The organism is Bradyrhizobium sp. Gha (genome assembly GCF_900113735.1).
Lineage (GTDB): Bacteria > Pseudomonadota > Alphaproteobacteria > Rhizobiales > Xanthobacteraceae > Bradyrhizobium.
In genome coordinates this window covers 21,033-46,061 of record NZ_FOQM01000020.1, presented here as the reverse complement: position 1 = coordinate 46,061, position 25,029 = coordinate 21,033, and the positions used below count along the sequence as shown (strand labels likewise).

Genomic DNA, 25,029 nt, shown 5'->3' with positions numbered 1-25,029 from the left:
CTGATGCGGTGTCCGGCCTTTAAAAGAGCTCAGACACAACCACATCCGCCTGCGTTGGGTGGGATATCGCCAATATAGAAAATCGCTTTCCACTCCGCAAGCCGAAGCGCTGAGCGATCGTTCACGTTTCCTGCCTGGAATTTTGCCTAGAACGGCTTCACGATCACCATGATGACGATGATGATCATCAAGCCGGTCGGCACCTCATTGATAATACGGAAGAATTTTTGGCCGTGCGGGCGCCGGTCGGCGGCGAAATCCCTCAGCCAGCGGGAAAAAAAGCCGTGGACCGCGGACATCACCAGGACCATTGCCAGTTTGACGTGCAGCCAGCCGAAAGTGAACCAATGGCCGGCCCAGGCGAGATAAAGCCCGGCGAGCCAGGTGACGATCATGGCGGGATTGATGATCGCCTTGAACAGGCGGCGTTCCATGATCTTGAAGGTTTCGGACTGTTTCGAGCCGACCTCGGCCTCGCAGTGATAGACGAACAGCCTGGGCAAATAGAGCATGCCGGCCATCCAGGAGATGACCGCGATCACGTGCAGCGCCTTGATCCAGAGATAGACGTCTTCAAACATGTCGCGGCATCCGGCTTTGCGCCCAGCCATCAGACGGTCTGGGGATAGTAAGAACCCGTTAAGGTCTCACCTGCACACATATCCGTCCGTAGGACCTTCCTCAAATCTAGAATCTTAGATTCTTAAGGTTTGAGTCTATGTGACCGTGGATTGGACTCACGCAATTCCGTCCGCAAGTTCACTCGCGCTTGTTCACATCCATCAACATATCCCTGCGGGCTCTCGCGCCTTTCGATAAGTCAGCCAGCCTCAATGGCTTGCGCCGTCCTGTCGGCAGCTTATCAAGGGGGTTATCCGCGCCCTCCCGTGTCCATGTCGGCGGGGCTTCGGACTTGTTCTGACGGGCAGTGATGTGAAGAAAATTGGCACTTGTCCCGCCCCTGGTGTCGCGCAACCCTTTCCGAGAGGTTAAGGTCCACAGAAATCCACAGATCACACCGACTCCATACAAAGGGTTTTTGTGCCGACCTCGAACAATTATTTCCACCTGCACCTGGTCTCCGACTCCACCGGCGAAACGCTGATCACGGTCGCACGCGCCGTCGCGGCGCAATACGCCAACGTCACGCCGGTCGAACATGTCTATCCCCTGGTGCGCAGCCAGAAGCAGCTTGATCGTGTGCTCGACGAGATCGAGGAAGCGCCTGGCATCGTGCTGTTCACGCTGCTGGAGAAGGACCTGGTCTCCAGGCTCGAGGACAAGTGCAAGGCGATCAACGTGCCGAGCCTCTCGATCATCGGCCCGGTCATGCAATTGTTCGAAGCCTATCTCGGCGCCGCGACCACCGGTCGCGTCGGTGCGCAGCACGTGCTCAATGCCGAATATTTCAAGCGCATCGACGCGCTGAACTACACGATGATCCACGATGACGGCCAGCACGTCGACGGGCTCGAGGAAGCCGACGTCGTCCTGGTCGGTGTGTCCCGCACCTCCAAAACGCCGACCTCGATCTATCTCGCCAACCGCGGCATCCGCACTGCGAACGTGCCGCTTGTTCCCGGCATTCCCGTTCCGGCGCAACTGGAGACGCTGACCCGGCCGCTGGTCGTGAGCCTGCACGCGACGCCGGAACGCTTGATCCAGATACGTCAGAACCGCCTGCTGTCCATGGGCGCCGAATCGGGATCCGGCAGCGACAGCTATACCGACAGGCAGTCGGTCACCGAGGAGGTCGCCTTTGCGCGCAAGCTGAGCGCCAAGCACGATTGGCCGTTGCTGGACGTGACGCGGCGTTCGATCGAGGAAACCGCAGCCGCGATCATGAAGCTTTACAGCGATCGTCAGCGCAACCGGCCCTCGGAATAGTTTTTGAGATGGCTTTGTGGCGCGGCAAAACTCCGTTCATCCTGGCCTCGCAGAGCGGCGCGCGCAAAATGCTGCTGGCGAACGCCGGGCTCGAATTCGAGGCTGTGACCGCTGATATCGACGAACGCGGCATTCAGGCCGCCTCAAAACTTTCCAATCCGCGCGAGATCGCCCTGCTGCTGGCACGCGAGAAGGCAAAAGCGGTCTCAGTCCAGCGTCCCGGAAGCCATGTGATCGGTGCCGACCAGACTCTGGCGCTGGGGAATCGCCTCTTCAACAAGCCCGCCGGCCGCGCACAGGCGTTGGCGCAATTGCATGATCTTGTCGGTAACACGCACGAGCTGAATTCCGCCGTCGCCGTCGCACATGACGGCAAGATCGTCTTCGAGGATGTCTCGGTCGCACGCATGACCATGCGGCCACTGTCCGAGGCCGAGCTGTCAGCCTATCTCGATGCCGCAGGCGACGCCGTCACCACGAGCGTCGGCGCTTATCAGCTCGAAGGTCTCGGGGTTCATCTGTTCGAGCGCATCGAGGGCGACCATTTCACCGTCCTCGGCCTGCCGCTGCTGCCGCTGCTTGCGTTCCTGCGGCGCGAACAGCTAATTGCGGTGTGACTGACAGGATGGTTTTGCGCCGATGCGGATTCTCGGACTGACCGGCTCGATCGGGATGGGCAAATCCACCACCGCGAAATTGTTCGCGGAGGCCGGCGTTCCCGTCTACGACGCCGATGCCGCCGTCCATCAACTCTATGAAGGCGAGGCGGCGCCCGCCATCGAGGCCGCCTTCCCCGGCACGACCGCGAATGGCAAGGTCGACCGGCCCAAATTGTCCGCGCGCGTCGTTCATGATCCCGCCGCGATCAAGCAGCTCGAACAGATCGTCCATCCAATGCTCGGCGCCTCCCGGCAAAAATTTTTTGCTGACGCGGAAGCCGCCGGGGCGCCGGTGGTGGTCCTGGATATTCCCTTGCTGTTCGAGACCGGCGGCGAGAAACGGGTCGACGCGGTCGTTGTGGTCTCGACCTCGCCCGAACTGCAGCGCGAGCGTGTGCTGGCGCGCGGAACCATGGACGAGGCCAAGCTCGATGCCATCATAGCCAAGCAGATGCCCGACGCCGAAAAACGCAAGCGGGCTGATTTCGTCGTGGATACCTCACACGGACTTGAGCCGGTGCGCGCGCAAATCACCCACATCCTGACCGAGGTCGTTAAGATGCCGCAGCGGCGAGCCTGATTCGCTGTCCACACCGGCATCTCAGATCTCTTAGAACATGCGTGAAATCGTTCTCGATACCGAAACCACCGGCCTCGATCCGTTGCGCGGTGATCGCCTGGTCGAAATCGGCTGCGTCGAGATTTTCAATCGCATGCCGACGGGACAGACCTATCACGTCTATATCAACCCCGAGCGCGACATGCCGGCGGAAGCCTTCGCCGTGCACGGGCTATCGGCTGAATTTCTCTCGACCAAGCCGCTGTTCCACGAGGTGGTCGACGATTTTCTGGCCTTCATCGGCGACGCGCCGCTGGTGATCCACAACGCCTCCTTCGACATCGGCTTCATCAATGCCGAGCTTGACCGGATCAAGCGCGCCGCGATCCCGCGTGAGCGGCTGGTCGATACGCTGCTGCTGGCGCGCCGCAAGCATCCTGGCGTGTCGAACCGGCTCGACGATCTCTGCTCGCGCTATTCGATCGACAATTCGCACCGGACCAAGCACGGCGCGCTGCTCGATTCCGAGCTGCTGGCAGAAGTCTATGTTGATCTGGTCGGGGCGCGGCAGTCGCAGCTCCTGCTGGCGTCGGAAGCGCAGGAGATTCGCGTGAATGCCGGCAGCGATACACCGCGACGGCAGCGGCCCGTGCCGCTTGCGCCGCGGGTATCAGACGCCGAGCGCGAGGCTCATCGGGCCTTCATCGCAACGATGGGCGAAAAGGCGATCTGGAACGAGTTTTTGCCCGCTCCAGTTGCCACGCCTGCTGGTTAGGCTTGGCCGACCTGGCCCCCGGCGGAGGCCATCTGCCGCTCCATGTTCTGGCGATACAGACCGACGAAGTCCACCGGGTCCAGCATCAGCGGCGGGAACCCGCCGTCGCGCACGGCCGTTGCGATGATTTCGCGGGCGAACGGGAACAGCAGGCGCGGGCACTCGATCATGACCAGCGGGTGCAGGTTCTCCTTCGGCACATTGGCAATGCGGAACACGCCGGCATAGGCGAGCTCGAACGAGAACATCACCTTGCCCGCGGTTTCGGCCTTGCCCTCGACCGCCAGCGTCACCTCGAATTCGGTTTCGCTGAGATTGCTGGCGTTGACATTGATCTGGATGTTGATCTGGGGCGGCTGGCTCTGCTGCTGGAGCGAGGTCGGCGCGTTCGGATTTTCGAACGAGAGGTCCTTGGTATATTGCGCCAGCACGTTGAGCTGGGGAGCCTGGGCCGCGTCGGGAGGCGTGCCGTTACCGTTGGTCATCGAAGTGTCTCCTTACCCGATTTGGGCTGAATTTCGCGGCGGTTGGCTAACATAGGCCCGCCTCATTCCACAAGGACGAACGGCTCCAAAGCCTCGATCGGGGCCGCGACCGCAATTGCGACATCTGACCTGCCCCGGACACGAAACCGGACGTTAAACGCTTGAAGCTGCGCGATTTCCGTCCAGGATCGGGTTTCCCCTTGAGCATAAAACGCGCTACACTTCGCACTGTGCCAAAAGGCGCCATTGGCCGGGCCAAATTTCGTGCCTACATCGGGCGGACGTGACGCGCGGGCCTAAAAGGGTGATGTCATCTTGCCGTTCCGGTATGGAACGGTCTACTGGCCGGATTGATTTTTGCGGCAGCGACCCCAAAGAAGACCTGAGTAAAGACCAGAAAGCGATACGACGTGGACATCTACACCATCATCTTCCTTGCGCTGGCGGTCTTTATCTTCCTGCGACTGCGCAGCGTGCTGGGCCAGCGAACGGGCAACGAGCGGCCGCCGTTCGATCGTACGGCCCGCAATACGCTGGGTGGTGCCCCGGACAAGAACGTCGTGACCATGCCGGGCAAGGTGATCGACCAGGCTCCGCTGCCGCCGACTGCCGAGCCCGCCCCGCCTTCCGACCGTTGGAAGGGCCTGGCCGAGCCAGGGACCGCGCTCGCCCAGGGCCTCGACGCCATCGTCGACAGGGATTCCACTTTCGACCCGCGCCATTTCATCTCGGGCGCCCGTGGCGCTTACGAGATGATCGTGCTGGCCTTTGCCAATGGCGATCGCCGTGCGCTGCGCGACCTCTTGTCATCGGAGGTCTATGAGAGCTTCGACGCGGCCATCCGGGAACGCGAGAAGAACGATCAGAAGACCGAGACGCGTTTCGTCTCGATCGACAAGGCCGAGCTTGTCGGCGCCGAACTGCGCGACCGTACGGCTCAGCTCACGGTGCGCTTCGTCTCGCAGATGATTTCGGTGACCCGCGACAAGGCCGGCAACATCGTCGACGGCAACGCCGACAAGGTCGCCGATATCACCGACATCTGGACTTTCGCCCGCGACACCACCTCTCGCGATCCGAACTGGAAGCTGGTTGGCACTGGAAGCGCGAATTAAGACCTTCCTGAAGACCAGCGCGACCGCCCTTTGCGCAGGTCTCGTCGTACTGGCTTCGTTTTCGCTTGGCGCCGAGGCTGCACGGCGCCACTACCGCAGCCATTCCCATCACGTTCCCGAAGAGGCCGCGATCCCTCCGCGTGCCTTGCCCTATCCGCAGCTCCCTCTCCCGTTCGAGATTCCCGGCGCGCAATATCTGCCGGTGGCCTGGGCCGACGTGAAGGGTTGGGGCGATGACGATCATCTCGCCGCCTACAAGACCTTCCGCGCCAGCTGCCATTCGATCAATGCGCAGACCGCTCCGCCTGAGCCGAAAGCCTTGGCGGGCTCGCTGATTGAACCCTGCCGAGCCGCCAAGTCACTCGATAGGTCACTCGCTAGGTCACGCGAGTCGACCGACGACGCGACCGCAAAGAGCTTTTTCGAGGCAAACTTTTCGCCGCTGCGCATCTCGCGCCTCGGTGAGCCCGACGGCTTCGTCACCGGCTATTACGAGCCGGTGCTGGACGGTTCGCGCACCCAGACCGAGGTTTACAACGTCCCGGTCTATCGCCGCCCCTCGAACCTGTTCGTGCGCGGATTCAACCAGGCCTCCGTCAGCCTGCCCAACAAGGGACCGGTCTACCGCAAGATCGGTCGCCGCAAGCTGGTGCCCTATTACGACCGTGGCGAGATCGAGGACGGCAAGATCGCCGGTCGTGGGCTGGAGATCGCCTGGCTGAAGGACCCGACCGATCTGCTGTTTGCCCAGATCCAGGGCTCGGCGCGGATCAAGTTCGAAGACGGCAGCAGCATCAGGCTCAATTACGATTCCTACAACGGCTATCCCTATACGGCCGTGGGGCGCATCCTGATCGAGCGCGGCATCATTCCCAAGGAAGAGATGTCGATGCAGAAGATCAGGGAGTGGATGGCGCAGAACCCTGACGGTGCCAGGGAGCTGCGGCGCCAGAACCGCTCCTACATCTTCTTCCACGAGGTCAACCTGTCCGACAAGGACGAGGCGGTCGGCGCGCAGGGCATCCCGCTGACCGCCGGCCGCTCGATCGCGGTCGACAAATCGCTGCATGTCTATGGCACGCCGTTCTTCATCGAGGGCGAGCTGCCGATCGAGTCCGATCGCGCCAAGACGCCGTTCCATCGCCTGATGATCGCGCAGGACACCGGCTCGGCGATCATCGGTCCCGCCCGCGCGGATCTCTATTTCGGCGCGGGCGCTGACGCCGGCCGCGTCTCGGGTCGGCTGCGGCACCCCATGCATTTCGTGATGCTGGTGCCGAAGAGCCTCGATCCCAATTTGCGCGCTGCGCGGCTTCCGGTGCCGGATCCGCGACCATCGGAGAAGATCGCAAAACTGTTTCCGCAGCCGGCCGCTTCAACGCCGGGCAAGGACGAGACCGTTGCCATTGCCGGCCCGGTGCCGCTGCCGTCGCCGCGGCCCGTGATAGAACCTGCCCGCGAATCGCGCAGGCATATGAAAATCCGTTTCCAGCAATGAAGCGATCGTCCCGTCCGCCCGTGCTGGATCCGCGTCCCCAGCCACGCCGTCGTGTGCTCACCGAGGAAGATCGCGAGCTGTGGGAGCTCGTGGCAAGGCAGGTCAAGCCGCTGCGGAAACATCGCGCGACGAAGCTGCACACCGCGTCGCGCGCCGAGCCGTCGCCGGTATCGCCGGCTGCCAAGTCCGCGCTGTCGCCGCGGCTTTCGGCTGCTCCGCCGGCGCCGCGTCCATCGAAGCCGGCGATGCCGCCGCTCGCCCCGCTCGGCAAGCGCGAGCGGACGAAGCTGTCGCGCGGCCGCAGCGAGATCGAGGCACGGCTCGATCTGCACGGCATGACCCAGATGCGCGCGCATCGCGCCCTGACCGGCTTCCTCCATCGCGCCCATCACGAGGGCCTGACCTTTGTGCTCGTCATCACCGGCAAGGGCCGCAGCGGCGGTGAAAGCGGCGTGCTCCGCCGCCAGGTGCCGGAATGGCTGAGCCTGCCGGAATTCCGTGCCTTCGTGGTCGGGTTTGAAGAGGCCGCAATCGGCCATGGCGGCGAGGGCGCGCTGTATGTGCGGATCAGGCGCGCGAGGTTTTAGCGGCTCTACGCCTCTCCCGCTTGCGGGAGAGGTCGGCGATGCGAAGCATCGTCCCGCGCGCCGGGTGAGGGTTCTCTCCGCATCGGCAGTGCCCCATTGCGGCCGCACCCTCTCCCCAACCCTCTCCCGCAAGCGGGAGAGGGAGCACACCATCAAAACGGCCGGACGATCCCGACGCGCGGGATTAGCGTGATGATCAGGCCGAAAATATTGGTCTTCTTGTCCTCGGCCGGTATGAGCGGCGTCTCGTGCTTCGCCGGCAGCATCTTCACAGCGTGCAGGATCAGGAACATGCAGACCGCCCAGCTCGACATCCAGCGCGAATAGTCGAACACCATCGCGAACATCACGACATAGGCAAGGCTGACCCCGATCAGCGTCGCGATGATAAGGCGTCGGTGCAGATCGCTCGCCACTGCGCGGATCAGATCGGCAAAATAGCGCCACAGCGGCGTGTGCAGCCAGAGCAGCAGCGCGAACACGGGAATGCCGAGGCTGTTGTGCGGCAGCCAGTCCCAGGTGTCGGAAATCTCCTTCGAGAGCGGCTGATACCAGATATAGGCGAATTGCAGCAGATCGGTGCGCGAGGGATCGACCATCCGGGTCTTCAGATAGGCCACGAAATCCGCTTCGGGGATCGGCATCGTTCCGAGGAACTGGGCCGCGAAGAACAGCGCGGAAACGGCGACGACGCCAACGACGCCAAACGCGATGTTGGTCCGGTTGCAGCCGTAGGTCAGATAGTGCCTGATCACGACGATGGTGATGATGGTCGGCACATACATCAGCAGATGGATGTGGTGGATCAGGACGAGGATGATCGAGAACAGCGCCGCCGCCGCCACGAACAGCAGTGACCGCGCCGGCATCAGCAGCAGGACGAGTGCCAGCAGGCAGCCATAGATGTCGAAATGGCCGAGCGTGTGCATGAAGTTCTTGAGGAAGTACGGCGAGCCCGCGATGAAGACGAACAGCGGCAGCGTCTTGGCGGTGAAGCCGAACGTCTTCTGGAACAGCCTGAGATAGAGGCCCAGCGTCACCAGCCACGCCGCGCCTGAAATCGCAAACACCAGCCAGACCGGCACCTTGTCCGTGAACAGCGCGACGATCGCTCCGATCAGCGCGCGCTTGATGAAGCCGAAATGGTAGTCGACGAGGAGATGGATATAGGGGACGTAAGGCGGCAGCTTCACCTTGTGGATGAACACGCCGGCGATCACCGCCGCGTTGATCGCGAGCAGCAGCCGCCAGGGGTTTTTCTTGACGTCAGCGAGCACGTGGCACCCGCGGCGCGTCGAACTCCGCCGTCGTCCCGGGCAAGCGAAGCGCGACCCGGGACCCATAACCACAGGATGCTGTTTGAGCCAAGGTTGAAGCCGCTATCTTTTCTGACAAGAACCGCTGGGTGGTTATGGGTCCCCGCTTTCGCGGGGACGACAGCGGGATAGATAGCTGACCACAGCCGAATTACAAAATGAACCGGCTCAGATCGGCGTTCTTGGCGAGGTCGCCGACGTGTTTCTGCACGAAATCGGCATCGACCCGAACGGTCTCGCCGTTGCGGTCCGGGGCGGTGAAGGAGATCTCGTCCAGCACCCGCTCCATGACCGTCTGCAGCCGCCTTGCGCCGATGTTCTCGACGGTGGAATTGACGGCGACCGCGACGTCGGCGAGCGCGTCGATGGCGCTGTCGGTGATGTCGAGCGTCACGCCCTCGGTTTGCATCAAGGCGACATATTGCTTGATCAGCGAGGCCTCGGGCTCGGTCAGGATGCGGCGCATGTCGTCGCGCGTCAGCGCCTGCAGCTCGACGCGGATCGGCAGGCGGCCCTGCAATTCCGGCAGCAGGTCGGACGGCTTGGCGACATGGAAGGCGCCAGAGGCAATGAACAGGATGTGGTCGGTCTTCACCGCGCCGTGCTTGGTCGAGACCGTGGTGCCTTCGATCAGCGGCAAGAGATCGCGCTGCACGCCTTCGCGCGAGACGTCGCCGGCGGCGCGGCCTTCACGGGCGCAGATCTTGTCGATCTCGTCGAGGAAGACGATGCCGTTGTTCTCGACCGCGCTGATCGCCTCCAGCGTCAGCTGATCGGTGTCCAGCAGCTTGTCGGATTCCTCGTTGACGAGGATCTCGTGCGAGCCCTCGACGGTCAGCCGCCGCGTCTTGCTGCGGCCGCCCAGCTTGCCGAAGATGTCGCCGATCGAGATCGCGCCCATCTGCGCGCCCGGCATGCCCGGGATTTCGAACATCGGCAGGCCGCCGCCCGACGACTGCGTCTCGATCTCGATTTCCTTGTCGTTGAGCTCGCCGGCGCGCAGCTTCTTGCGGAAGGATTCCCGGGTCGCCGAGCTGGCATTGGCACCAACAAGCGCATCGAGCACGCGCTCTTCGGCTGCGAGCTGGGCGCGGGCCTGCACGTCCTTGCGCTTGCGTTCGCGCACCTGGGCGATCGCGACCTCGACGAGGTCGCGCACGATCTGCTCGACGTCGCGGCCGACATAGCCGACCTCTGTGAACTTGGTCGCCTCGACCTTCAGGAATGGCGCATTCGCGAGCTTGGCAAGCCGTCGTGCGATCTCCGTTTTGCCGACGCCGGTCGGACCGATCATCAGGATGTTCTTCGGCAGCACTTCCTCGCGCAGCGAGCCCGTGAGCTGCTGCCTGCGCCAGCGGTTGCGCAGCGCGATCGAGACGGCGCGCTTGGCGTCGGTCTGGCCGACGATGAAACGGTCGAGTTCGGAAACGATTTCGCGGGGAGAGAAGTCTGTCATGGGACCTTAGCTAGGATTAGAAGCCGGCGGCGACAAGCCGCCTTTTGACTGTCAAATGATCGGTGGACCGGATTGCCATTGCTTCACGGTCTCGACCGGATGAATGAGCATCAGGACGTTGAGGGTCAGATTGTCGCGAATATGCAGCGCCAGCATGATCTCGAAGGCAAGCCCAATCACGACAGTCGCGGTAACAGGCAGCACGCGTGCGGTGAGGAACCCCAGCACCATGAACAGCGTATCCGAGACCGAATTGACGATGCTGTCGCCGTAATAATCCAGCGAGATCGTGCCGGCGCGGTAGCGTTCGATGATCACAGGCGAATTCTCGACAATCTCCCAGGCGCCCTCGATCAGCATCGCGATGATCAGCCGCGCGGGCCAGCCGAGCCGCCGTGAGAACAAGAGCCACGTCACTCCATAGAACAGGAAGCCGTGCAGGACGTGCGAAAAACTGTACCAGTCGGCAATGTGCTGGGAGTTCTCCGAGCTGTTCACCACGCCATGCCAGAGCTTCACGTAGCCGCAGGTGCAGATCGGCACCCGCCCCATCGCAAACAGGATCGAGGCCTGCAGCGCCAGCAGCAACAGCGCGATGCCGACCCAGTAGACCGCGGGGATCACCGTCCTGGTGCTGGCGGGCGCGAGGGTCATGCCCAAAGAGCGGTGCGCTCCCTCTCCCGCTTGCGGGAGAGGGTTGGGAAGAGGGTGTCTCCGCTCGCGAGGGCTCCCAAGAGGCGAGAGCCCCTACCCGCGCCTTCGGCGCGACCTCCCCCGCAAGCGGGAGAGGTTAGACCGAGCGCGCCGCTAGGCTGTTCATCCATCGATGGATCCTTCAACCGGCCGTCAGCGCTTCGATGGTGACGTTGCGGTTGGTGTAGACGCAGATGTCGGCGGCGATGTCGAGGGAGCGGCGGACGATGGTCTCGGCGTCCTTGTCGGTGTCAACAAGGGCGCGGGCCGCGGCCAGCGCGTAATTGCCGCCGGAGCCGATCGCCATCACGCCGGCCTCGGGCTCGAGCACGTCGCCGGTGCCTGTCAGCACCAGGGAGACGTCCTTGTCGGCCACGATCATCATGGCCTCGAGCCGGCGCAGGTAGCGGTCGGTGCGCCAGTCCTTGGCCAGCTCGACCGCAGCCCTGGTCAATTGTCCCGGATATTGCTCGAGCTTGCTCTCCAGCCGCTCGAACAGGGTGAAGGCGTCGGCGGTGGCGCCGGCAAAGCCACCGATGACGTCGCCCTTGCCGAGTTTCCGGACCTTTTTGGCATTGGACTTGATCACGGTCTGGCCGATCGAGACCTGGCCGTCGCCGCCGACCACCACCTTGCCGCCCTTGCGGACCGTCAAAATCGTGGTGCCGTGCCAGACCGGCGAGCTGTTCTGGGAATCTTGCATCATCACCTCGTTGTCCCGGCTGATTTAGGCGGTCATGGCCAAGGGGACAACAGGCGCACAACGACCGTTCCGGGCCGAATTTGCTCACCATAGGCAGAAGTAGAGGCCCGGTCAGCCGTTCCCGCAGTAGCGAAGGCGTCATTTGGCTGTTAAGAGACTGGCGTTTTCGGCTCCCAAGCTAGGATGAAAGCCAGCTTTCAATGCGCACCGCGACGATCAAGCGCAAGACCAAGGAAACCGACATCGAGGTCAGCGTGAACCTCGATGGCTCCGGCGTGGCCAATATCGCGACCGGCATCGGCTTTTTCGACCATATGCTCGATCTCCTCGCCCGCCATTCCCGCATCGACCTCACGGTGAAGGCGGTGGGCGATCTGCACATTGATTATCACCATACCACCGAAGACACCGGCATCGCGCTCGGCCAGGCGATCAAGCAGGCGCTCGGCAACATGGCGGGCATCACCCGCTATGCCGGCGTGCACATGCCCATGGACGAGACGCTGACGCGTGTGGTCATCGACATTTCGGGCCGCCCGTTCCTGGTGTTCAGGGCTGACTTCCCCCGCGACAAGATCGGTCAGTTCGACACCGAGCTGGTGCGCGAGTGGTTCCAGGCCTTCGCCATCAACGCCGGCGTGACTCTGCACGTCGAGACCCTATATGGCGATAACAGCCACCATATCGCCGAGTCCTGCTTCAAGGGCCTGGCGCGGGCGCTGCGCACCGCGGTTGCGATCGATCCCAAGACGGCGGGCGAAATCCCGTCCACCAAGGGCTCGCTTGGCGGCTGACATCTCCGTCCCGGTGGCCACGCGCTGCCGGCGGCATTGAGTTAAATTCTCGAGCACGGGGCATCGAAAATGCCTGTCTACACAGTTCACGCTCCCACCCCAGGCGGGGTCGATCTGCGCGCGACCGACAAATTCGTGTTCGTGCGCGACGGCTTCCATTTCTGGGCGATGGTGTTCGGTCCGATCTGGCTGCTCTGGAACAGGCTTTGGCTGGCCCTGATCGGCTGGATCGTGTTTTTCGCCGCCTTCGATGCCGGGCTATCCAGCCTCGGTGTCGGCCGCCGCTCGATCTTCTTTGCCAACATCATCGTCGCGGTGCTGATGGGCTTCGAGGCCTCGAGCCTGCGCCGCTGGACGTTGTCGCGCGGCAATTGGCGGCAACTCGATGTCGTGCTCGCCGACAATGAGGACACCGCCGAACGTCGCTTCTTCGAACGCTGGAGCAAGTCACAGCGCGGCATCGTCCATGATCGATGGGCCGTCGAGCGCGGCGGCCCGCCGCCGACCCGGAACATGCCGGGCCAGCCATTTTCCAACCCGCCTCCAATGCCGGCCGGCGGCATCATAGGATTGTTTCCAGAACCGGGAGGGTCAAGATGAGCGTCGCCATCATCGATTACGGTTCCGGGAATCTGCATTCCGCCGCCAAGGCGTTCGAGCGTGCCGCGCGCAGCCTCGAAAATCCGCAGAAGGTTTTCGTCACCAGCGATCCCGATCAGGCCTATGAGGCCGATCGCCTGGTGCTGCCGGGCGTCGGCGCCTTCGCCGATTGCCGGCGCGGGCTCGATGCGGTCAACGGCATGGTCGAGGCGATCACGGAAGCCGTGCGCGTCAAGGCACGGCCGTTCTTCGGCATCTGCGTCGGCATGCAGCTGATGGCAAGCCGCGGCAAAGAGCATGTCGTCACCGAAGGCCTCAATTGGATCGGCGGCGACGTCGAGAAGATCACGCCGCGCGATGAAAGCCTGAAAATCCCGCACATGGGCTGGAACACGCTCGACGTGCTGCAAGAGCATCCGGTGCTGAACAAGCTGCCGCTCGGCCCCAAGGGGCAGCACGCTTATTTCGTGCACTCCTACCACCTCAACGCCGCCAACGAGGCGGACGTGCTCGCGCGCGCCGATTATGGAGGTCCCGTCACCGCGATCGTCGCGAAGGACACCGCCATCGGCACGCAGTTTCACCCCGAGAAGAGCCAGCGTTTTGGCCTGGCCCTGATCTCGAACTTTTTGCGATGGAAACCGTGATGGTGGCTTCGCTCTCTCTTGTTACCTCCCCCCTTGTGGGGGAGGTCGAATGCGAAGCATTCGGGAGGGGGGTAGCCGCAACGGCGGTGTCCGTGGCTTACCCCTCTCCCCCACCCTCCCCCACAAGGCCGGAGGGAGCGCACCGTTCGCGCGGAAAAATCCTGGCTCAATCATGATTCTCTTCCCTGCCATCGACCTCAAGAACGGCCAGTGCGTGCGCCTCGAGCAAGGCGACATGGCGCGCGCGACCGTGTTCAATCTCGATCCCGCCGCCCAGGCGCAGAGTTTCGTCGCCCAGGGTTTTGAGTATCTCCACGTCGTCGATCTCGACGGCGCCTTCGCCGGCAAGCCGGTCAATGCGCAGGCGGTCGAGGCGATGCTGAAGACGATCCGGATTCCGGTGCAGCTCGGTGGCGGCATTCGCGATCTCGCGACCGTCGAGGCCTGGCTCGCGAAAGGCATCACGCGCGTCATCATCGGCACGGCGGCGGTGCGCGATCCCGAATTGGTGAAGGCGGCCGCGAAAAAATTCCCCGGCCGTGTCGCTGTTGGCCTCGATGCGCGCGACGGCAAGGTCGCCGTCGAAGGCTGGGCCGAGACCTCGCAGGTCACGGTGCTGGAGATCGCGCAGCGCTTCGAGGATGCGGGCGTTGCCGCCATCATCTTCACCGATATCGCCCGCGACGGCCTGCTCAAGGGCCTGAACCTGGACGCGACCATTGCGCTGGCAGACAGCATCTCGATCCCCGTGATCGCCTCCGGCGGCCTCGCCTCGATCGAGGACGTCAAGGCGATGCTGACGCCACGCGCGACAAAGCTCGCCGGCGCGATTGCCGGCCGCGCGCTCTATGACGGCCGGCTCGATCCCGCCGCCGCCCTTAACCTGATCCACGACGCGCGCAGGAGCTGACACATGTTCAAGGTGCGCGTGATCCCCTGCCTCGACGTCAAGGACGGCCGCGTCGTCAAGGGCGTCAACTTCGTCGACCTCAGGGATGCCGGCGATCCCGTGGAGGCCGCCATCGCCTATGACGCCGCTGGCGCCGACGAGCTGACCTTTCTCGATATCACCGCGACCCACGAGAACCGCGGCATCATGCTGGACGTGGTCCGGCGCACGGCGGAAGCCTGCTTCATGCCTGTGACCGTCGGCGGTGGTGTGCGTGAGGTCAACGACATCAAGACGCTGCTGCGTGCGGGCGCAGACAAGGTCTCGATCAACAGCGCCGCGGTGTCGCGGCGTGAGTTCGTCAAGGAAGCCGCCGAAAAGTTCGGCGGGCAATGTGTCGTGGTCGCGATCGATGCCAAGCGGGTGAAACGCCCGGGGGGCGACCGCTGGGAGATCTTCACCCATGGCGGCCGCAACGCGACCGGCATCGACGCCATAGAATATGCTCAGGAAGTGGTCGCGCTCGGCGCGGGTGAAATTTTGCTCACCTCGATGGACCGTGACGGCACGAGGCAGGGCTTTGACATTCCGCTGACCCGGGCGATCGCCGACTCTGTTCCCGTGCCCGTGATCGCCTCGGGCGGCGTCGGCAATCTCGACCATCTCGTCGACGGTATCCGCGACGGACACGCCACCGCCGTGCTGGCAGCCTCGATCTTCCACTTCGGGGAATTCACCATCCGTGAAGCCAAGGAGCATATGGCCCGGCGCGGGCTACCCATGCGCCTGGATGCCTGACGACTCCAGGTCATAAAAGTGCTACATCATCCGCGGGGACTGGCCCCGCCGGCCAGACGGCGTTTCGAGTGTTCAGTATGCCGCGTTTCACGATCCACGATCTCGCCGTCACCATCGACGCTCGCGCGGCCTCCGGTGACGAAGGCTCGTATACCCGCAAGCTTCTCGACAAGGGCGCCGAACATTGCGCCAAGAAGTTCGGTGAGGAAGCAGTCGAAACCGTAATCGCAGCAGTCGAAAACGATCGCGCGCATCTGATCGCGGAGAGTGCCGACCTGCTCTACCATTTCCTTGTGCTGCTCAAGGTGCGCGGCGTAAAGCTGGAAGAGGTCGAAGCCGCGCTGGACAAGCGGACGAACATGTCCGGGTTGGAAGAAAAGGCGTCGCGTAAAAACGGCAACTAGCCGAGGTGGAGAGATCGCGTCATGGATATCCGCGCACCGGAGCAGCAGTATAATCCATACCGCATCTATACGCGCGAGCAGTGGGCGCGACTGCGCGACGACACGCCGATGACGCTGGAGCCGGGCGAGTTCGACCGGCTGCGTTCGCTGCACGATCGCCTCGATCTCAAGGAGGTCGAGGACATCTATCTTCCACTGTCGCGCCTGCTCTCGATCTACGTCGATGCGATGCAGCGCCTGTATTACGCCGAACGCCAGTTTCTCGACATCCGCGACCGCAAGGTGCCCTACATCATCGGTGTCGCCGGCTCGGTCGCCGTTGGAAAATCCACCACCGCCCGCGTGCTCCAGGCGCTGCTGGCGCGATGGTCGCCGCGGCCGAAGGTCGAGCTGATCACCACCGACGGATTCCTCTACCCGAAGGCTCTGCTGGAGCAGCAGGGCATCCTGCAGAAGAAGGGTTTTCCCGAGAGCTACGACCTGCCGCTGCTGCTCAACTTCCTGTCCGACATCAAGTCGGGCCGCCGCCACGTGCGCTCGCCTGTCTATTCGCATCTGACCTATGACATCGTGCCGAACGAATGGACCGAAATCGATCAGCCCGACATCCTGATCGTCGAAGGCGTCAACGTGTTGCAGACCGGCAAGCTGCCGCGTGACGGCAAGGCGGTGCCTGTGGTCTCGGACTTCTTCGACTTCTCGGTCTATATCGACGCTGACGAAGCTGCACTGCGGCGCTGGTACATCAAACGTTTCTTGGCGCTGCGCGACACCGCGTTCACCGATCCAAAGTCCTACTTCAACCGTTATGCGCTGCTGTCGGACGAAGAGGCCATTGCGACCGCGACTGCGATCTGGGAGCGCACCAACCTCGCCAATCTCGAGGACAACATCTTGCCGACCCGCCCCCGCGCGACGCTGATCCTGAAGAAGGGCGCCGATCATGCGGTCGAGAGCGTGGCGCTGAGAAGGCTGTAGGCGCGACGGCCGCGTCCATTAAATTTCGGGCCGAGTATCTTTTGTTACCGACCGACCAAGGGTATTCAGTTATGGTTCCGCAAACGCGAGGGCCTCCATGGTTGATCGTCTCAAAAGTGCAGCGGAACAGCTCGAAGCACCCACCTGCCCGGACTGCCATATTGAGATGAGATGGTACCGCTCAGAGTTGCTGGCGGACGAGCCCACTCCTGTTATTGCGCATCTTTTCGTGTGCCCCCATTGCAAGCGCGCGGCCCAGGCAGACACCGTTTTCAAGGGCACCAGACTGCCGCCTGAGAAGCTTTCGGCACCGCGGTTTCTTGCCGCTTAGCGCCATGTCGGTCGTAGTTACACCGCCAGTGGCCGCGTCGCTGCCAGCCCGGCCAGCGCCTCGTCCAGCTTCTCGCGATCGAGCGGCTTGATCAAAAATCCGTTCATGCCCGCCTCGAAGCAGGCGGAGCGATCTTCCACCAGCGTGTTCGCGGTGAGTGCGAGGATCGGCGTGTGGTGTCGACCGGTGGCTACCTCGTGCGCACGGATGCGCTTGGTTGCCTCGATGCCGTCGAGCTGCGGCATCTGGATGTCCATCAGGACCAGATCATAGGGGCTGCCGGCAGTGTTCGCCGCCAGCCAGGACTCCAGCGCGGCCTCGCCATGAACAGCGATGACGACGCGGTGACCGAGCCTGGTCAGCAGCGACCGCATCAGCAGCGCGTTGATCTCGTTGTCCTCGGCGACTAGGATCGACAGGCCGCCGGCCGGCGCTCTGCCAGGCGCGGGCTCGACCGGCTCCGGCGCGAGATCGGGCGAGGCGACGTCCGGTGTCAGCGCGAGACGTGCGGCGAGCGAGGCTGCACGCAGCGGCTTCACCAGGAAGCCGGTGAAATCAGGCGAGAGCTTGTCATGGCGCGAGCTCGGCGTCAGCAGCACCAGCCGCTGCGCCGCATGGGCGCGGGCGGCCTCGCCGAGGCGATCGGCCACGTCAGGGCCGAGCGCGCGGTCAACGAGTACAGCATGCCATGAGCGCTCCGGCAGCAGCGCTTCGGCCACCGCCGCATCCGTCACCAGGCAGGTCTGGCCGCCCCAGCGTTCCAGCCGCCGCGCGATCAGCGATGCCTCGATGCCGTCGGCCACCAGCAGGATCGACTTGCCGGTGAGGTCCGGGCTCGGAAACGTCGTCCGTCCGGCGTCGGCTTGCGAGGGCGCGAGTGGAATTGCGACCTCGAAGGTCGAGCCTTTGCCGGGTTCGCTCTCGAGGGTGATGCGGCCGCCCATGCGCTTGACGATGCGCTCGCTGATGGCAAGGCCCAGCCCGGTGCCGCCATAGGTTCGGGCGACGCGGTCGTCGGCCTGTTCGAACTCGCGGAAGATGCGCGATTGCGCTTCCGGCGCGATTCCGATGCCGGTGTCGCGGACCAGAAGGCTGATTTCGTTCGGCCAGATGCCGGGCTCGACGATCAGAGCGACGCCGCCTGCTGCGGTGAACTTGATCGCATTGCCGGCGAGGTTGAGCAGCACCTGGCGCAGCCGTGCGGCATCACCGGTGACCTCGAGCGGCAGCCGCTCGTCGACATAAGCCGCGATCTCGAGGTTCTTCGCCTGCGCGCGCGGCGCCAGCAATTCGGTGACCTCTTCGATCAGGATCGAAAGCGCAAACGGGCGCTGCTCGAGATCGAGCTTGCCGGCTTCGATCTTGGAATAGTCGAGCAGCTCCTCGATCAGTGCCATCAGCGCTTCGCCTGATGTCTTCACCGCCCGCGCGTAAGTCGCCTGCTCCAGCGTCAGATTGGTGTCGAGCAAGAGGCCGCCCATGCCGATGATGCCGTTGAGTGGGGTGCGGATTTCGTGCGAGGCCATTGCGAGGAAGCGCGATTTGGCGCGGTTGGCGGCGTCGGCCTGGTCGCGGGCGTCGGCCAGCGCGCGTTCGGTCTCGGTGCGATCGGTGACGTCGCGGCCGACGCTCTGCAATTCGGCGGGCTGGCCGGCATCGAGCCGCACAAAGCCTTCGCGCCAGGCGATCCAGCGTGCGCCGAGCGGGGTCGAGATCTTCTGGTCGTGAATGCGCGTGCCGTTGCTTTCGCGCGCGCTGTCGCCCTGCTCCAGCACGTCGAAGTCGAACCGCGTGCCCACCAGCGCGCTGCGCGCCTGCCCGGTCAGCGCGCAATAGGCGTCGTTGGCGAAGGTGATGCGGCCCTGATCGTCACGCAGCACGATGAGATCGCCCTGCTGCTCGAACAGGCTGCGCGCGCGTTCTTCGGCTTCCTTCAGCTCCCAATTGCGGTCGATCAGTGCCTCGTTATGTGCCGCGAGCTTGCGCATGCGTTTGTTGACGAAGCGCAGCCGCATGCTGAGCGTGGCAAGGCCAAGGCAGGCCAGTGCGAACAGGAAGCTCGCACCGATCGCGAAAGTGTTGGGATCGTAGCCGGAATTCTCCGAGCGGCTGCCGGTGACGAAGCCGTAGGCACCGCCGAACGTCGCCGAGAAGATCATGAAGGAGCGGATCGCGAAGGCGATGCGCGGATGCTGTCGCCTGAAGCGGCGCATGTGCACCTTGATCCGGAACGTCCGACCCATCGCCACCGACCCTTGTCCGAAACCCGCCACCGCCCTGCGCGACGATGTCTTGACCACCTTGCGAACAGCTTGAGGCTTCGGGGCCGCCTCGAAACAGGGTTGACGAGGTGTTAACGCGAACTAGAGCGAAGCGGCCTGGAGATGGCGGTGGCCGTCGCGGGCGCCGACGATCAAGGCTGCCGCTTCCCTTCGCGAGAACGTCTTCGAGCGCACATAGATGCGGTAATCGGCCGGGCCTTCGCTGCTGAGATAGATCGTCGGGCGGTTGCCGCCGCCTTGCCCTGATATGGCGACCAGCTGCGTGGACGGATTGCCCTGGCAGGCGCCGGGCTCATCGCTTTCGCCATCGTCGACGACGGCAAAGTCGGCCGCGTCGGGATCGTCGGTGATCTGCACCCGCACCGTCGCCTGCGCGGGATCGTCGGTGAATGCGATCTGCACGCCGGCGGTCCAGAACAAGGAGGTGAGCTCGACGGAGGTATCGCCGATGGCGACGCAAGGGTGCGAGATCGATCCGGTCTCGTTGCGGGCGAATACCGCAGCCGCCAACAGGGGAACCACCGAGGCCAGGATCTTGAAACGCAACATGACACGCTACTCGCCGGGCCCTTACAGGAACTTGTGGGCCTTATGGTTTGCAGAGCGTAAAGGAAACTCGTTACCGCCGGGTTGACGCGCGATATGATCACGCCAGCTGGCGCACATCCTCCGCGAGTGCGCGGTAGGACAGCGCCTCGGCGAGATGCAGCCGGCCGATCTTGTCCGCGTTGGCGAGATCGGCGAGCGTGCGCGCCACCCGCAGCACCCGGTGATAGCCGCGCGCCGACAGCCGCATGGTTTCGGCAGCATCGCGCAAAAGCTTTTGACCCTGCGCATCCGGCTTGGCGATGTCTTCCAGAATGGACGCCGGTGCCTCGGCATTGGTGCGCACCTTGGGCAGGCCGGCATCGGCGTAGCGTGCGCGCTGGATGTCGCGCGCCGCCGCCACGCGCGCCGCGACTTCGGCAGAACCTTCGGCCGGCGGCGGCAGGATCAGATCGGCCGCGGTCACGGCCGGGACCTCGATGCGCAGATCGATGCGGTCCATCAGCGGGCCGGAGATGCGGGCCTGGTAATCGCCGGTGCAGCGATCGACGCGGCCGCGCTTGCAGGCATAGCCTGGCTCGAACGCATTGCCGCAGCGGCAGGGATTCATCGCCGCGACCAGCATGAAGCGGGCAGGGTAGGTGACGCGGTGATTGGCGCGCGAGACCGAGACTTCGCCGTTCTCCAGCGGCTGGCGCAGCGAATCCAGCACGCGCGGATCGAACTCGGGCAGCTCATCGAGGAACAGCACGCCCTGATGCGCCAGCGAGATCTCGCCGGGCTTTGCGCGCGCGCCGCCGCCGGTGAGCGCCGCCATGCTGGCGGAATGATGCGGCGAGCGGAACGGACGTCGCGATGTCAGCGCGCCGCCTTCGATCTCGCCGGCGACCGAGGCGATCATCGAGACCTCGAGCAATTCGCCCGGTGACAGCGGCGGCAGGATCGAGGGCAGCCGCGCCGCCAGCATCGATTTGCCGGCACCGGGCGCGCCGATCATCAGCAAATGATGTCCGCCGGCAGCTGCGATCTCCAGCGCCCGCTTGGCGCTTTCCTGGCCCTTGATGTCGCGCAGATCGAGCGGCGAGCTTGCCGCTTCGTGCACTTTCGGCACCGGCCGCGACAGCACCTGGGTGCCCTTGAAATGGTTGGCGATCTGAATCAGCGAATGCGCGGCGACGATCTGGATGTCAGGGCTCGCCCACGCCGCCTCCGAGCCGCAGGCGGCGGGGCAGATCAAGCCCTCCTCGCGCACATTGGCGCCGATCGCGGCGGGCAGAACGCCGGCGACAGGCGCGATCGAGCCGTCGAGTCCGAGCTCGCCGAGCACGGTGAAGCCGGTCAGCGCATCGGGCGGGATCGCGCCGATCGCCGCCATCAGGCCCAGTGCAATCGGCAGGTCGTAATGGCTGCCTTCCTTCGGGACGTCGGCAGGCGCGAGATTGACGGTGATCCGCCGCGCCGGCAGCGCCAGCCCGGAGGCGATCAAGGCCGAGCGGACCCGCTCGCGCGCCTCCGACACCGCCTTGTCGGGCAGGCCGACAATGGCGAAGGCCGGCAGGCCGGGCGCGACCTGCACCTGCACGTCGACCGCGCGGGCCTCGATCCCTTCAAAGGCGACTGTCGAAACCCGCTGGACCATATGCTGCCCCCTCGCACATCCAAGGGTAGCAGAGCCCGACGATCCTGGCAAGAACAATACGGGAACGGCGGGCGAGGGGGCGCCGATCCTTACCGAGGCGTCAACAAGGTGCCGACACTACGTCTCGAATGCGAGCGGCTCTCCTCAGCACATTCCAACGAATGTCCGCTACTCCTGAGCCTGCGGGATGGGCCGTGATCTAACGGGTGAACAATTCAAATGCTTGCAAATCGCCGCAGAAGCGAACGACGGGTGTGCACCAGGCTTGCCAAGATCCATTTTGGAGCCGGCTCGCTGCCACGGGACTGCACGATCACTGACATTTCGGACGGAGGTGTGAAGGTCGTGGCGGAATTCATCGAGGTGCCGCCGCAATTCACCATCATCTTCGCGCCGGATTATTCCCGTCAGTGCCGCCTGCGCTGGCGCATCGGTTGCGAATTCGGTGCGGAATTTACCGACTGAGCCCAACAGGGGCGGGTCCTTAACCGGACTTTAGGGTTAATCGGCAAAGCATCTCTGATCAGTCCGCCGGCGGTGATCAGAGTATGTCCAAGCGTTCGTCCCTTGCCTCTTCCCCGGCGAGATTTCTGCTTCCCGCGCTCGCGGTGCTCGCCCTCGGTGGCTGCCAGACCACAGGCCTGGAGGACGTGACCGGCGCGCTCGGCGGCCGATCTGAGCCTGTCGCCACGGCCGACGCCAAGCCCGACATGAACGCCCTGCGCGAGCGCTATCGTGCCAATCCCAGCGATCCCAACGTTGCGCTCGACTACGGCAAGGCGCTGCGCGAGAGCGGCCAGCGGGCCCAGGCGGCGGCGGTGATGGAGCAGGCCGTCCTTCTGCATCCCAGCAACAAGGCGCTGCTCGCCGGCTACGGCCGCGCGCTCGCCGACAATGGCAATTTCCAGCAGGCGTTTGACGTGCTGGGCCGCGCGCATGCGCCTGAAGATCCCGACTGGCATATCCTGTCGGCTCAGGGCGCCGTGCTTGATCAGCTCGGCCGCAACGAGGAAGCGCAGCAATATTACGCGAGCGCGCTGAAGATCGTGCCGGACGAACCGTCGGTGCTGTCCAATCTCGGCCTGTCCTACATGCTGCAGAACAACCTGCCGCGCGCCGAGGAAACCATGCGCCGCGCCTATCAGCGCGATCCCGGCAATTCCCGCGTGCGGGCCAATCTCGCGCTGGTGCTGGGGCTGGAGGGCAAGCAGGCCGAGGCCGAGACCATCGTGAAGGCCGATCTGCCGCCGGACCAGGCCGCGGCAAAGGTCACGGCGCTGCGTCAGCTGCTGTCGAAGAAGCAGCAGCAGCGGGCGGAGAAATAATCTCCGCCGATTTCGTTCGCTCGAAAACGCTCCGCGCTTTACGACGCCTTGCGATGCGGCGCTGATGCGCGTCCGCTCTTGCCCTTCAGCTTCTTCAGGAGCGGTCCGAGCAGCGAACGCTTCGGCTTCTTCACCTCGCCGCGCCCGGCGAGGCGGTTGGCCATGGTCTGGAACAGTTCGGTGGTGCGGTGGCTCTTGGAGACCTCCGCGATCATCTGGCCGTTATTCGCCGCGGTCGAGAACAGCTTCGAGTCGAACGGGATCACCGCGAGCGGCTGGCCCTCCATCGTCTTGGCGAAGGATTTGACGTCGATCTCGGCCCGCTTGTGCATGCCGACCTGGTTGATGCAATAGAGCGGGGGCCGGTCGTTCGGCCGCGCCGCCTTGAGCACGGTCAGCATGTTCTTGGTGTTGCGCAAGTTTGCGAGGTCAGGCTCGGCCACGATGACGATGTCGTCGGCATTGACCAGCGCGCGCTTGGTCCAGGCGGACCATTGGTGCGGCACGTCGAGCACGATGCATGGCGTGGTCATGCGCAAGGTGTCGAAGATCGCGTCGAACGCTTCGGCGCCGAAATCATAGACCCGGTCGAGGGTCGCAGGTGCGGCAAGGAGGCTGAGGCGCTCGGTGCATTTGGCGAGCAGGCGCTCCATCAGCGCCGTATCGGGCCGGTCCTGCGACAGCACCGCGTTGGCGATGCCCTGCGCCGGATCCTGGTTGTAGTCGAGGCCGGCGGTGCCGAAGGCGAGGTCGAGATCGATCACGACGGAGTCGAGCGCCAGATCGCGGGCGATGGTCCAGGCCAAATTGTGCGCGATGGTCGACGCGCCGACGCCACCCTTGGCGCCGACCACCGCGATGATGCGGCCGGTGATGATGGCCTCGGAAGCCGAGAACAGGCTGCAGATCGAGCGCACCACGTCGATGGTCTGGACCGGGCCGATCACGTAGTCGTTGACACCGCGACGCACCAGCTCGCGATAAGGCGCGGTGTCGTTGGGATTGCCGATCACGACCACGCGCGTGCCGGGATCGCAGACGCCGGCGAGGTCGTCGAGGCCTTCGAGAATGTCGCGTGTGCCGTCGGATTCGATCACGATGACGTTCGGCGTCGGCATCGTGTCATAGACGTCGATGGCCGCGGCGAGACCGCCGCTCCTGACGGTGAGATGCGCCTTGGCGAGACGGCGGTCCTGCCCGGCCGCAGTGATGGAGGCGAGCGTCTGCTCGGTCTCGCAAAAGGCCTGCACCGAGATACGAGGAACCGGCGCAATGTGTTCGTCGGGGTGCTGCGGATCGTCCGCCTCGTCGTGGATCTCAGTCATTTGCCTGTGTCGCTGAGTTTGGCCTTGTCGGCCTCGGGATAGGTGGTCGCGGTCGGGTTGCCCTTGCGGTAGCGGTCGAAGGCGATGTCGCGCCGCGCGGTATAGGCGGGCGTCTCCGCGCGCGGCTGCTCGAGGTCGGCGGGATTGTCGATCATCGCCGCGAGATTGCGCTGGGTGGCGCAGCCGAGATTGAAGTAGGGCTTGTTCTCGTTGTAGCCGGGATCGACGATGGACGGTCCCATGTCCTCGGGCCACAGCCCGCAGGGGCCGGCGACCGCAGTGATCTTGGAATAGCTCAGCCGGATGGTCGGCAACAGGCCGGGATCTTCGGGGCGATAGGCATGCTGGACGATGGCGCGCGACGGCACGCCGCCACTGCCGAGCACGGCGCGGATTTCGTGATAGGTCGCAGCTGCTGCGCGCGAATTCGCGGTGTCGATGGGCACGTCGACGACCACGGAGCCGGTGCCTTCGCGCACCCAGTCGCGGGCAATGCCCATCACGTCCGCGGCTTGCGGGGCCGAAAGACCGCCTCTCGCCTTGCCGACGAAGATCACGATCGAGCGCGTGCCTTCCTGCACCGCGATCGGGTGACGCATGCGGTAATCGGTCGGCACCGTCTGCGTGGTGACGACGTCGCTGGTGGTGTTGCAGGCTCCCAGCATGACGGAAAGCCCGGTCAGCGCGAGCGCGATACGCAATCTGCGAAATCGATCTTCTGTCGTCGTCGTCATCGCC

General features: G+C 64.1%; 27 protein-coding genes. 16 read left to right on the top strand and 11 right to left on the bottom strand.

Features of this window, described 5'->3' with window-relative positions:
- Positions 1-146: 146 nt before the first annotated feature.
- Positions 147-581, bottom strand: coding sequence for a protoporphyrinogen oxidase HemJ (gene hemJ / locus BM222_RS22875; RefSeq protein ID WP_092232689.1), 435 nt, complete (start codon positions 579-581; stop codon positions 147-149).
- 460 nt (positions 582-1,041) lie between these two features.
- Between hemJ and BM222_RS22865 the strand changes: the two genes are divergently transcribed.
- From BM222_RS22865 to dnaQ, 4 genes are read left to right on the top strand one after another with little or no spacing between them, the layout of a single operon-like run.
- The gene (locus tag BM222_RS22865) at positions 1,042-1,887 is read left to right on the top strand and encodes a pyruvate, water dikinase regulatory protein (protein WP_092232417.1); all 846 of its coding nucleotides are present in this window, start codon (positions 1,042-1,044) and stop codon (positions 1,885-1,887) included.
- An 8-nt stretch (positions 1,888-1,895) separates the two neighbouring features.
- Positions 1,896-2,504: a Maf family nucleotide pyrophosphatase gene (locus BM222_RS22860; RefSeq protein WP_092232414.1), complete on the top strand. Its 609-nt coding sequence runs from the start codon at positions 1,896-1,898 to the stop codon at positions 2,502-2,504.
- Between the two features lie 22 nt (positions 2,505-2,526).
- Positions 2,527-3,126 (top strand): dephospho-CoA kinase, encoded by a 600-nt coding sequence (gene coaE / locus BM222_RS22855; protein ID WP_092232411.1) that lies wholly within the window; start codon positions 2,527-2,529, stop codon positions 3,124-3,126.
- A gap of 37 nt (positions 3,127-3,163) precedes the next feature.
- Positions 3,164-3,880 (top strand): DNA polymerase III subunit epsilon, encoded by a 717-nt coding sequence (gene dnaQ / locus BM222_RS22850; protein ID WP_092232408.1) that lies wholly within the window; start codon positions 3,164-3,166, stop codon positions 3,878-3,880.
- On the opposite strand, the gene secB is transcribed toward dnaQ, so the two are convergent.
- Positions 3,877-4,365 carry a protein-export chaperone SecB gene (secB, locus tag BM222_RS22845; protein WP_092232405.1) on the bottom strand — a complete coding sequence of 163 codons (489 nt, stop codon included), beginning with the start codon at positions 4,363-4,365 and terminating at the stop codon, positions 3,877-3,879. The two genes, dnaQ and secB, sit on opposite strands and share 4 nt — an antisense overlap.
- Positions 4,366-4,775: 410 nt before the next feature.
- On the opposite strand from secB, the gene BM222_RS22840 reads away from it, so the two are divergent.
- Genes BM222_RS22840 through BM222_RS22830 form a run of 3 tightly spaced genes read left to right on the top strand, consistent with a single transcriptional unit; the run spans position 4,776 to position 7,565 of the window.
- Entirely contained in the window at positions 4,776-5,480 is a 705-nt protein-coding gene (locus tag BM222_RS22840) for a Tim44/TimA family putative adaptor protein (RefSeq protein WP_092232402.1), read from the top strand.
- Positions 5,458-6,978, top strand: a complete 1,521-nt coding sequence (gene mltA / locus BM222_RS22835) for a murein transglycosylase A (protein ID WP_092232400.1) — start codon at positions 5,458-5,460, stop codon at positions 6,976-6,978. The genes BM222_RS22840 and mltA overlap by 23 nt, the downstream gene beginning before the upstream one ends.
- Positions 6,975-7,565: a Smr/MutS family protein gene (locus tag BM222_RS22830; protein WP_092232397.1), complete on the top strand. Its 591-nt coding sequence runs from the start codon at positions 6,975-6,977 to the stop codon at positions 7,563-7,565. The genes mltA and BM222_RS22830 overlap by 4 nt, the downstream gene beginning before the upstream one ends.
- A 152-nt stretch (positions 7,566-7,717) precedes the next feature.
- Here BM222_RS22830 and BM222_RS22825 read toward each other — a convergent pair whose 3' ends face one another.
- From BM222_RS22825 to hslV, 4 genes are all read right to left on the bottom strand, one after another.
- Complete coding sequence (locus tag BM222_RS22825) at positions 7,718-8,842, bottom strand: hypothetical protein (protein ID WP_092232394.1); 1,125 nt, start codon at positions 8,840-8,842, stop codon at positions 7,718-7,720.
- Positions 8,843-9,032: 190 nt separating this feature from the next.
- Positions 9,033-10,337, bottom strand: a complete 1,305-nt coding sequence (gene hslU / locus BM222_RS22820; RefSeq protein ID WP_092232391.1) for an ATP-dependent protease ATPase subunit HslU — start codon at positions 10,335-10,337, stop codon at positions 9,033-9,035.
- A 51-nt stretch (positions 10,338-10,388) separates the two neighbouring features.
- Positions 10,389-10,991 carry a DUF2585 domain-containing protein gene (locus BM222_RS22815; RefSeq protein WP_092232389.1) on the bottom strand — a complete coding sequence of 201 codons (603 nt, stop codon included), beginning with the start codon at positions 10,989-10,991 and terminating at the stop codon, positions 10,389-10,391.
- Between the two features lie 181 nt (positions 10,992-11,172).
- Positions 11,173-11,733 (bottom strand): ATP-dependent protease subunit HslV, encoded by a 561-nt coding sequence (gene hslV, locus BM222_RS22810; protein ID WP_092232686.1) that lies wholly within the window; start codon positions 11,731-11,733, stop codon positions 11,173-11,175.
- A 200-nt stretch (positions 11,734-11,933) separates the two neighbouring features.
- Here hslV and hisB point away from each other — a divergent pair, with 200 nt between their 5' ends.
- The 7 genes from hisB (at position 11,934) to coaA (ending at position 16,843) form a co-directional block, all read left to right on the top strand.
- Positions 11,934-12,527, top strand: a complete 594-nt coding sequence (gene hisB, locus BM222_RS22805) for an imidazoleglycerol-phosphate dehydratase HisB (protein WP_092232387.1) — start codon at positions 11,934-11,936, stop codon at positions 12,525-12,527.
- Between the two features lie 69 nt (positions 12,528-12,596).
- Complete coding sequence (locus BM222_RS22800; RefSeq protein WP_092232384.1) at positions 12,597-13,127, top strand: DUF2628 domain-containing protein; 531 nt, start codon at positions 12,597-12,599, stop codon at positions 13,125-13,127.
- Positions 13,124-13,774 carry an imidazole glycerol phosphate synthase subunit HisH gene (gene hisH / locus BM222_RS22795; protein ID WP_092232381.1) on the top strand — a complete coding sequence of 217 codons (651 nt, stop codon included), beginning with the start codon at positions 13,124-13,126 and terminating at the stop codon, positions 13,772-13,774. Before BM222_RS22800 ends, hisH begins: the two co-directional genes overlap by 4 nt.
- 172 nt (positions 13,775-13,946) lie before the next feature.
- Positions 13,947-14,684 (top strand): 1-(5-phosphoribosyl)-5-[(5-phosphoribosylamino)methylideneamino]imidazole-4-carboxamide isomerase, encoded by a 738-nt coding sequence (hisA, locus tag BM222_RS22790; protein WP_092232378.1) that lies wholly within the window; start codon positions 13,947-13,949, stop codon positions 14,682-14,684.
- Between the two features lie 3 nt (positions 14,685-14,687).
- Complete coding sequence (hisF, locus tag BM222_RS22785; protein ID WP_092232376.1) at positions 14,688-15,461, top strand: imidazole glycerol phosphate synthase subunit HisF; 774 nt, start codon at positions 14,688-14,690, stop codon at positions 15,459-15,461.
- A gap of 77 nt (positions 15,462-15,538) precedes the next feature.
- A complete protein-coding gene (locus BM222_RS22780; protein WP_092232373.1) occupies positions 15,539-15,865 on the top strand; it encodes a phosphoribosyl-ATP diphosphatase in 327 nt (108 codons plus the stop codon).
- 21 nt (positions 15,866-15,886) lie between these two features.
- Positions 15,887-16,843, top strand: a complete 957-nt coding sequence (gene coaA / locus BM222_RS22775; RefSeq protein ID WP_092232370.1) for a type I pantothenate kinase — start codon at positions 15,887-15,889, stop codon at positions 16,841-16,843.
- Between the two features lie 348 nt (positions 16,844-17,191).
- On the opposite strand, the gene BM222_RS22765 is transcribed toward coaA, so the two are convergent.
- The 3 genes from BM222_RS22765 to BM222_RS22755 form a co-directional block, all read right to left on the bottom strand.
- Complete coding sequence (locus tag BM222_RS22765) at positions 17,192-19,417, bottom strand: ATP-binding protein (protein WP_177243386.1); 2,226 nt, start codon at positions 19,415-19,417, stop codon at positions 17,192-17,194.
- Positions 19,418-19,537: 120 nt separating this feature from the next.
- Entirely contained in the window at positions 19,538-20,005 is a 468-nt protein-coding gene (locus BM222_RS22760) for a hypothetical protein (RefSeq protein WP_092232363.1), read from the bottom strand.
- A gap of 97 nt (positions 20,006-20,102) precedes the next feature.
- Positions 20,103-21,641 (bottom strand): YifB family Mg chelatase-like AAA ATPase, encoded by a 1,539-nt coding sequence (locus tag BM222_RS22755; protein WP_092232360.1) that lies wholly within the window; start codon positions 21,639-21,641, stop codon positions 20,103-20,105.
- 219 nt (positions 21,642-21,860) lie between these two features.
- On the opposite strand from BM222_RS22755, the gene BM222_RS22750 reads away from it, so the two are divergent.
- The gene (locus BM222_RS22750; protein ID WP_092232357.1) at positions 21,861-22,106 is read left to right on the top strand and encodes a PilZ domain-containing protein; all 246 of its coding nucleotides are present in this window, start codon (positions 21,861-21,863) and stop codon (positions 22,104-22,106) included.
- Between the two features lie 83 nt (positions 22,107-22,189).
- Positions 22,190-22,966 (top strand): tetratricopeptide repeat protein, encoded by a 777-nt coding sequence (locus BM222_RS22745; RefSeq protein ID WP_092232352.1) that lies wholly within the window; start codon positions 22,190-22,192, stop codon positions 22,964-22,966.
- Positions 22,967-23,004: 38 nt separating this feature from the next.
- On the opposite strand, the gene BM222_RS22740 is transcribed toward BM222_RS22745, so the two are convergent.
- Entirely contained in the window at positions 23,005-24,291 is a 1,287-nt protein-coding gene (locus BM222_RS22740) for a CpaE/TadZ family protein (RefSeq protein WP_092232349.1), read from the bottom strand.
- A complete protein-coding gene (locus BM222_RS22735; protein ID WP_092232346.1) occupies positions 24,288-25,025 on the bottom strand; it encodes a CpaD family pilus assembly protein in 738 nt (245 codons plus the stop codon). Before BM222_RS22735 ends, BM222_RS22740 begins: the two co-directional genes overlap by 4 nt.
- Positions 25,026-25,029: the final 4 nt, after the last annotated feature.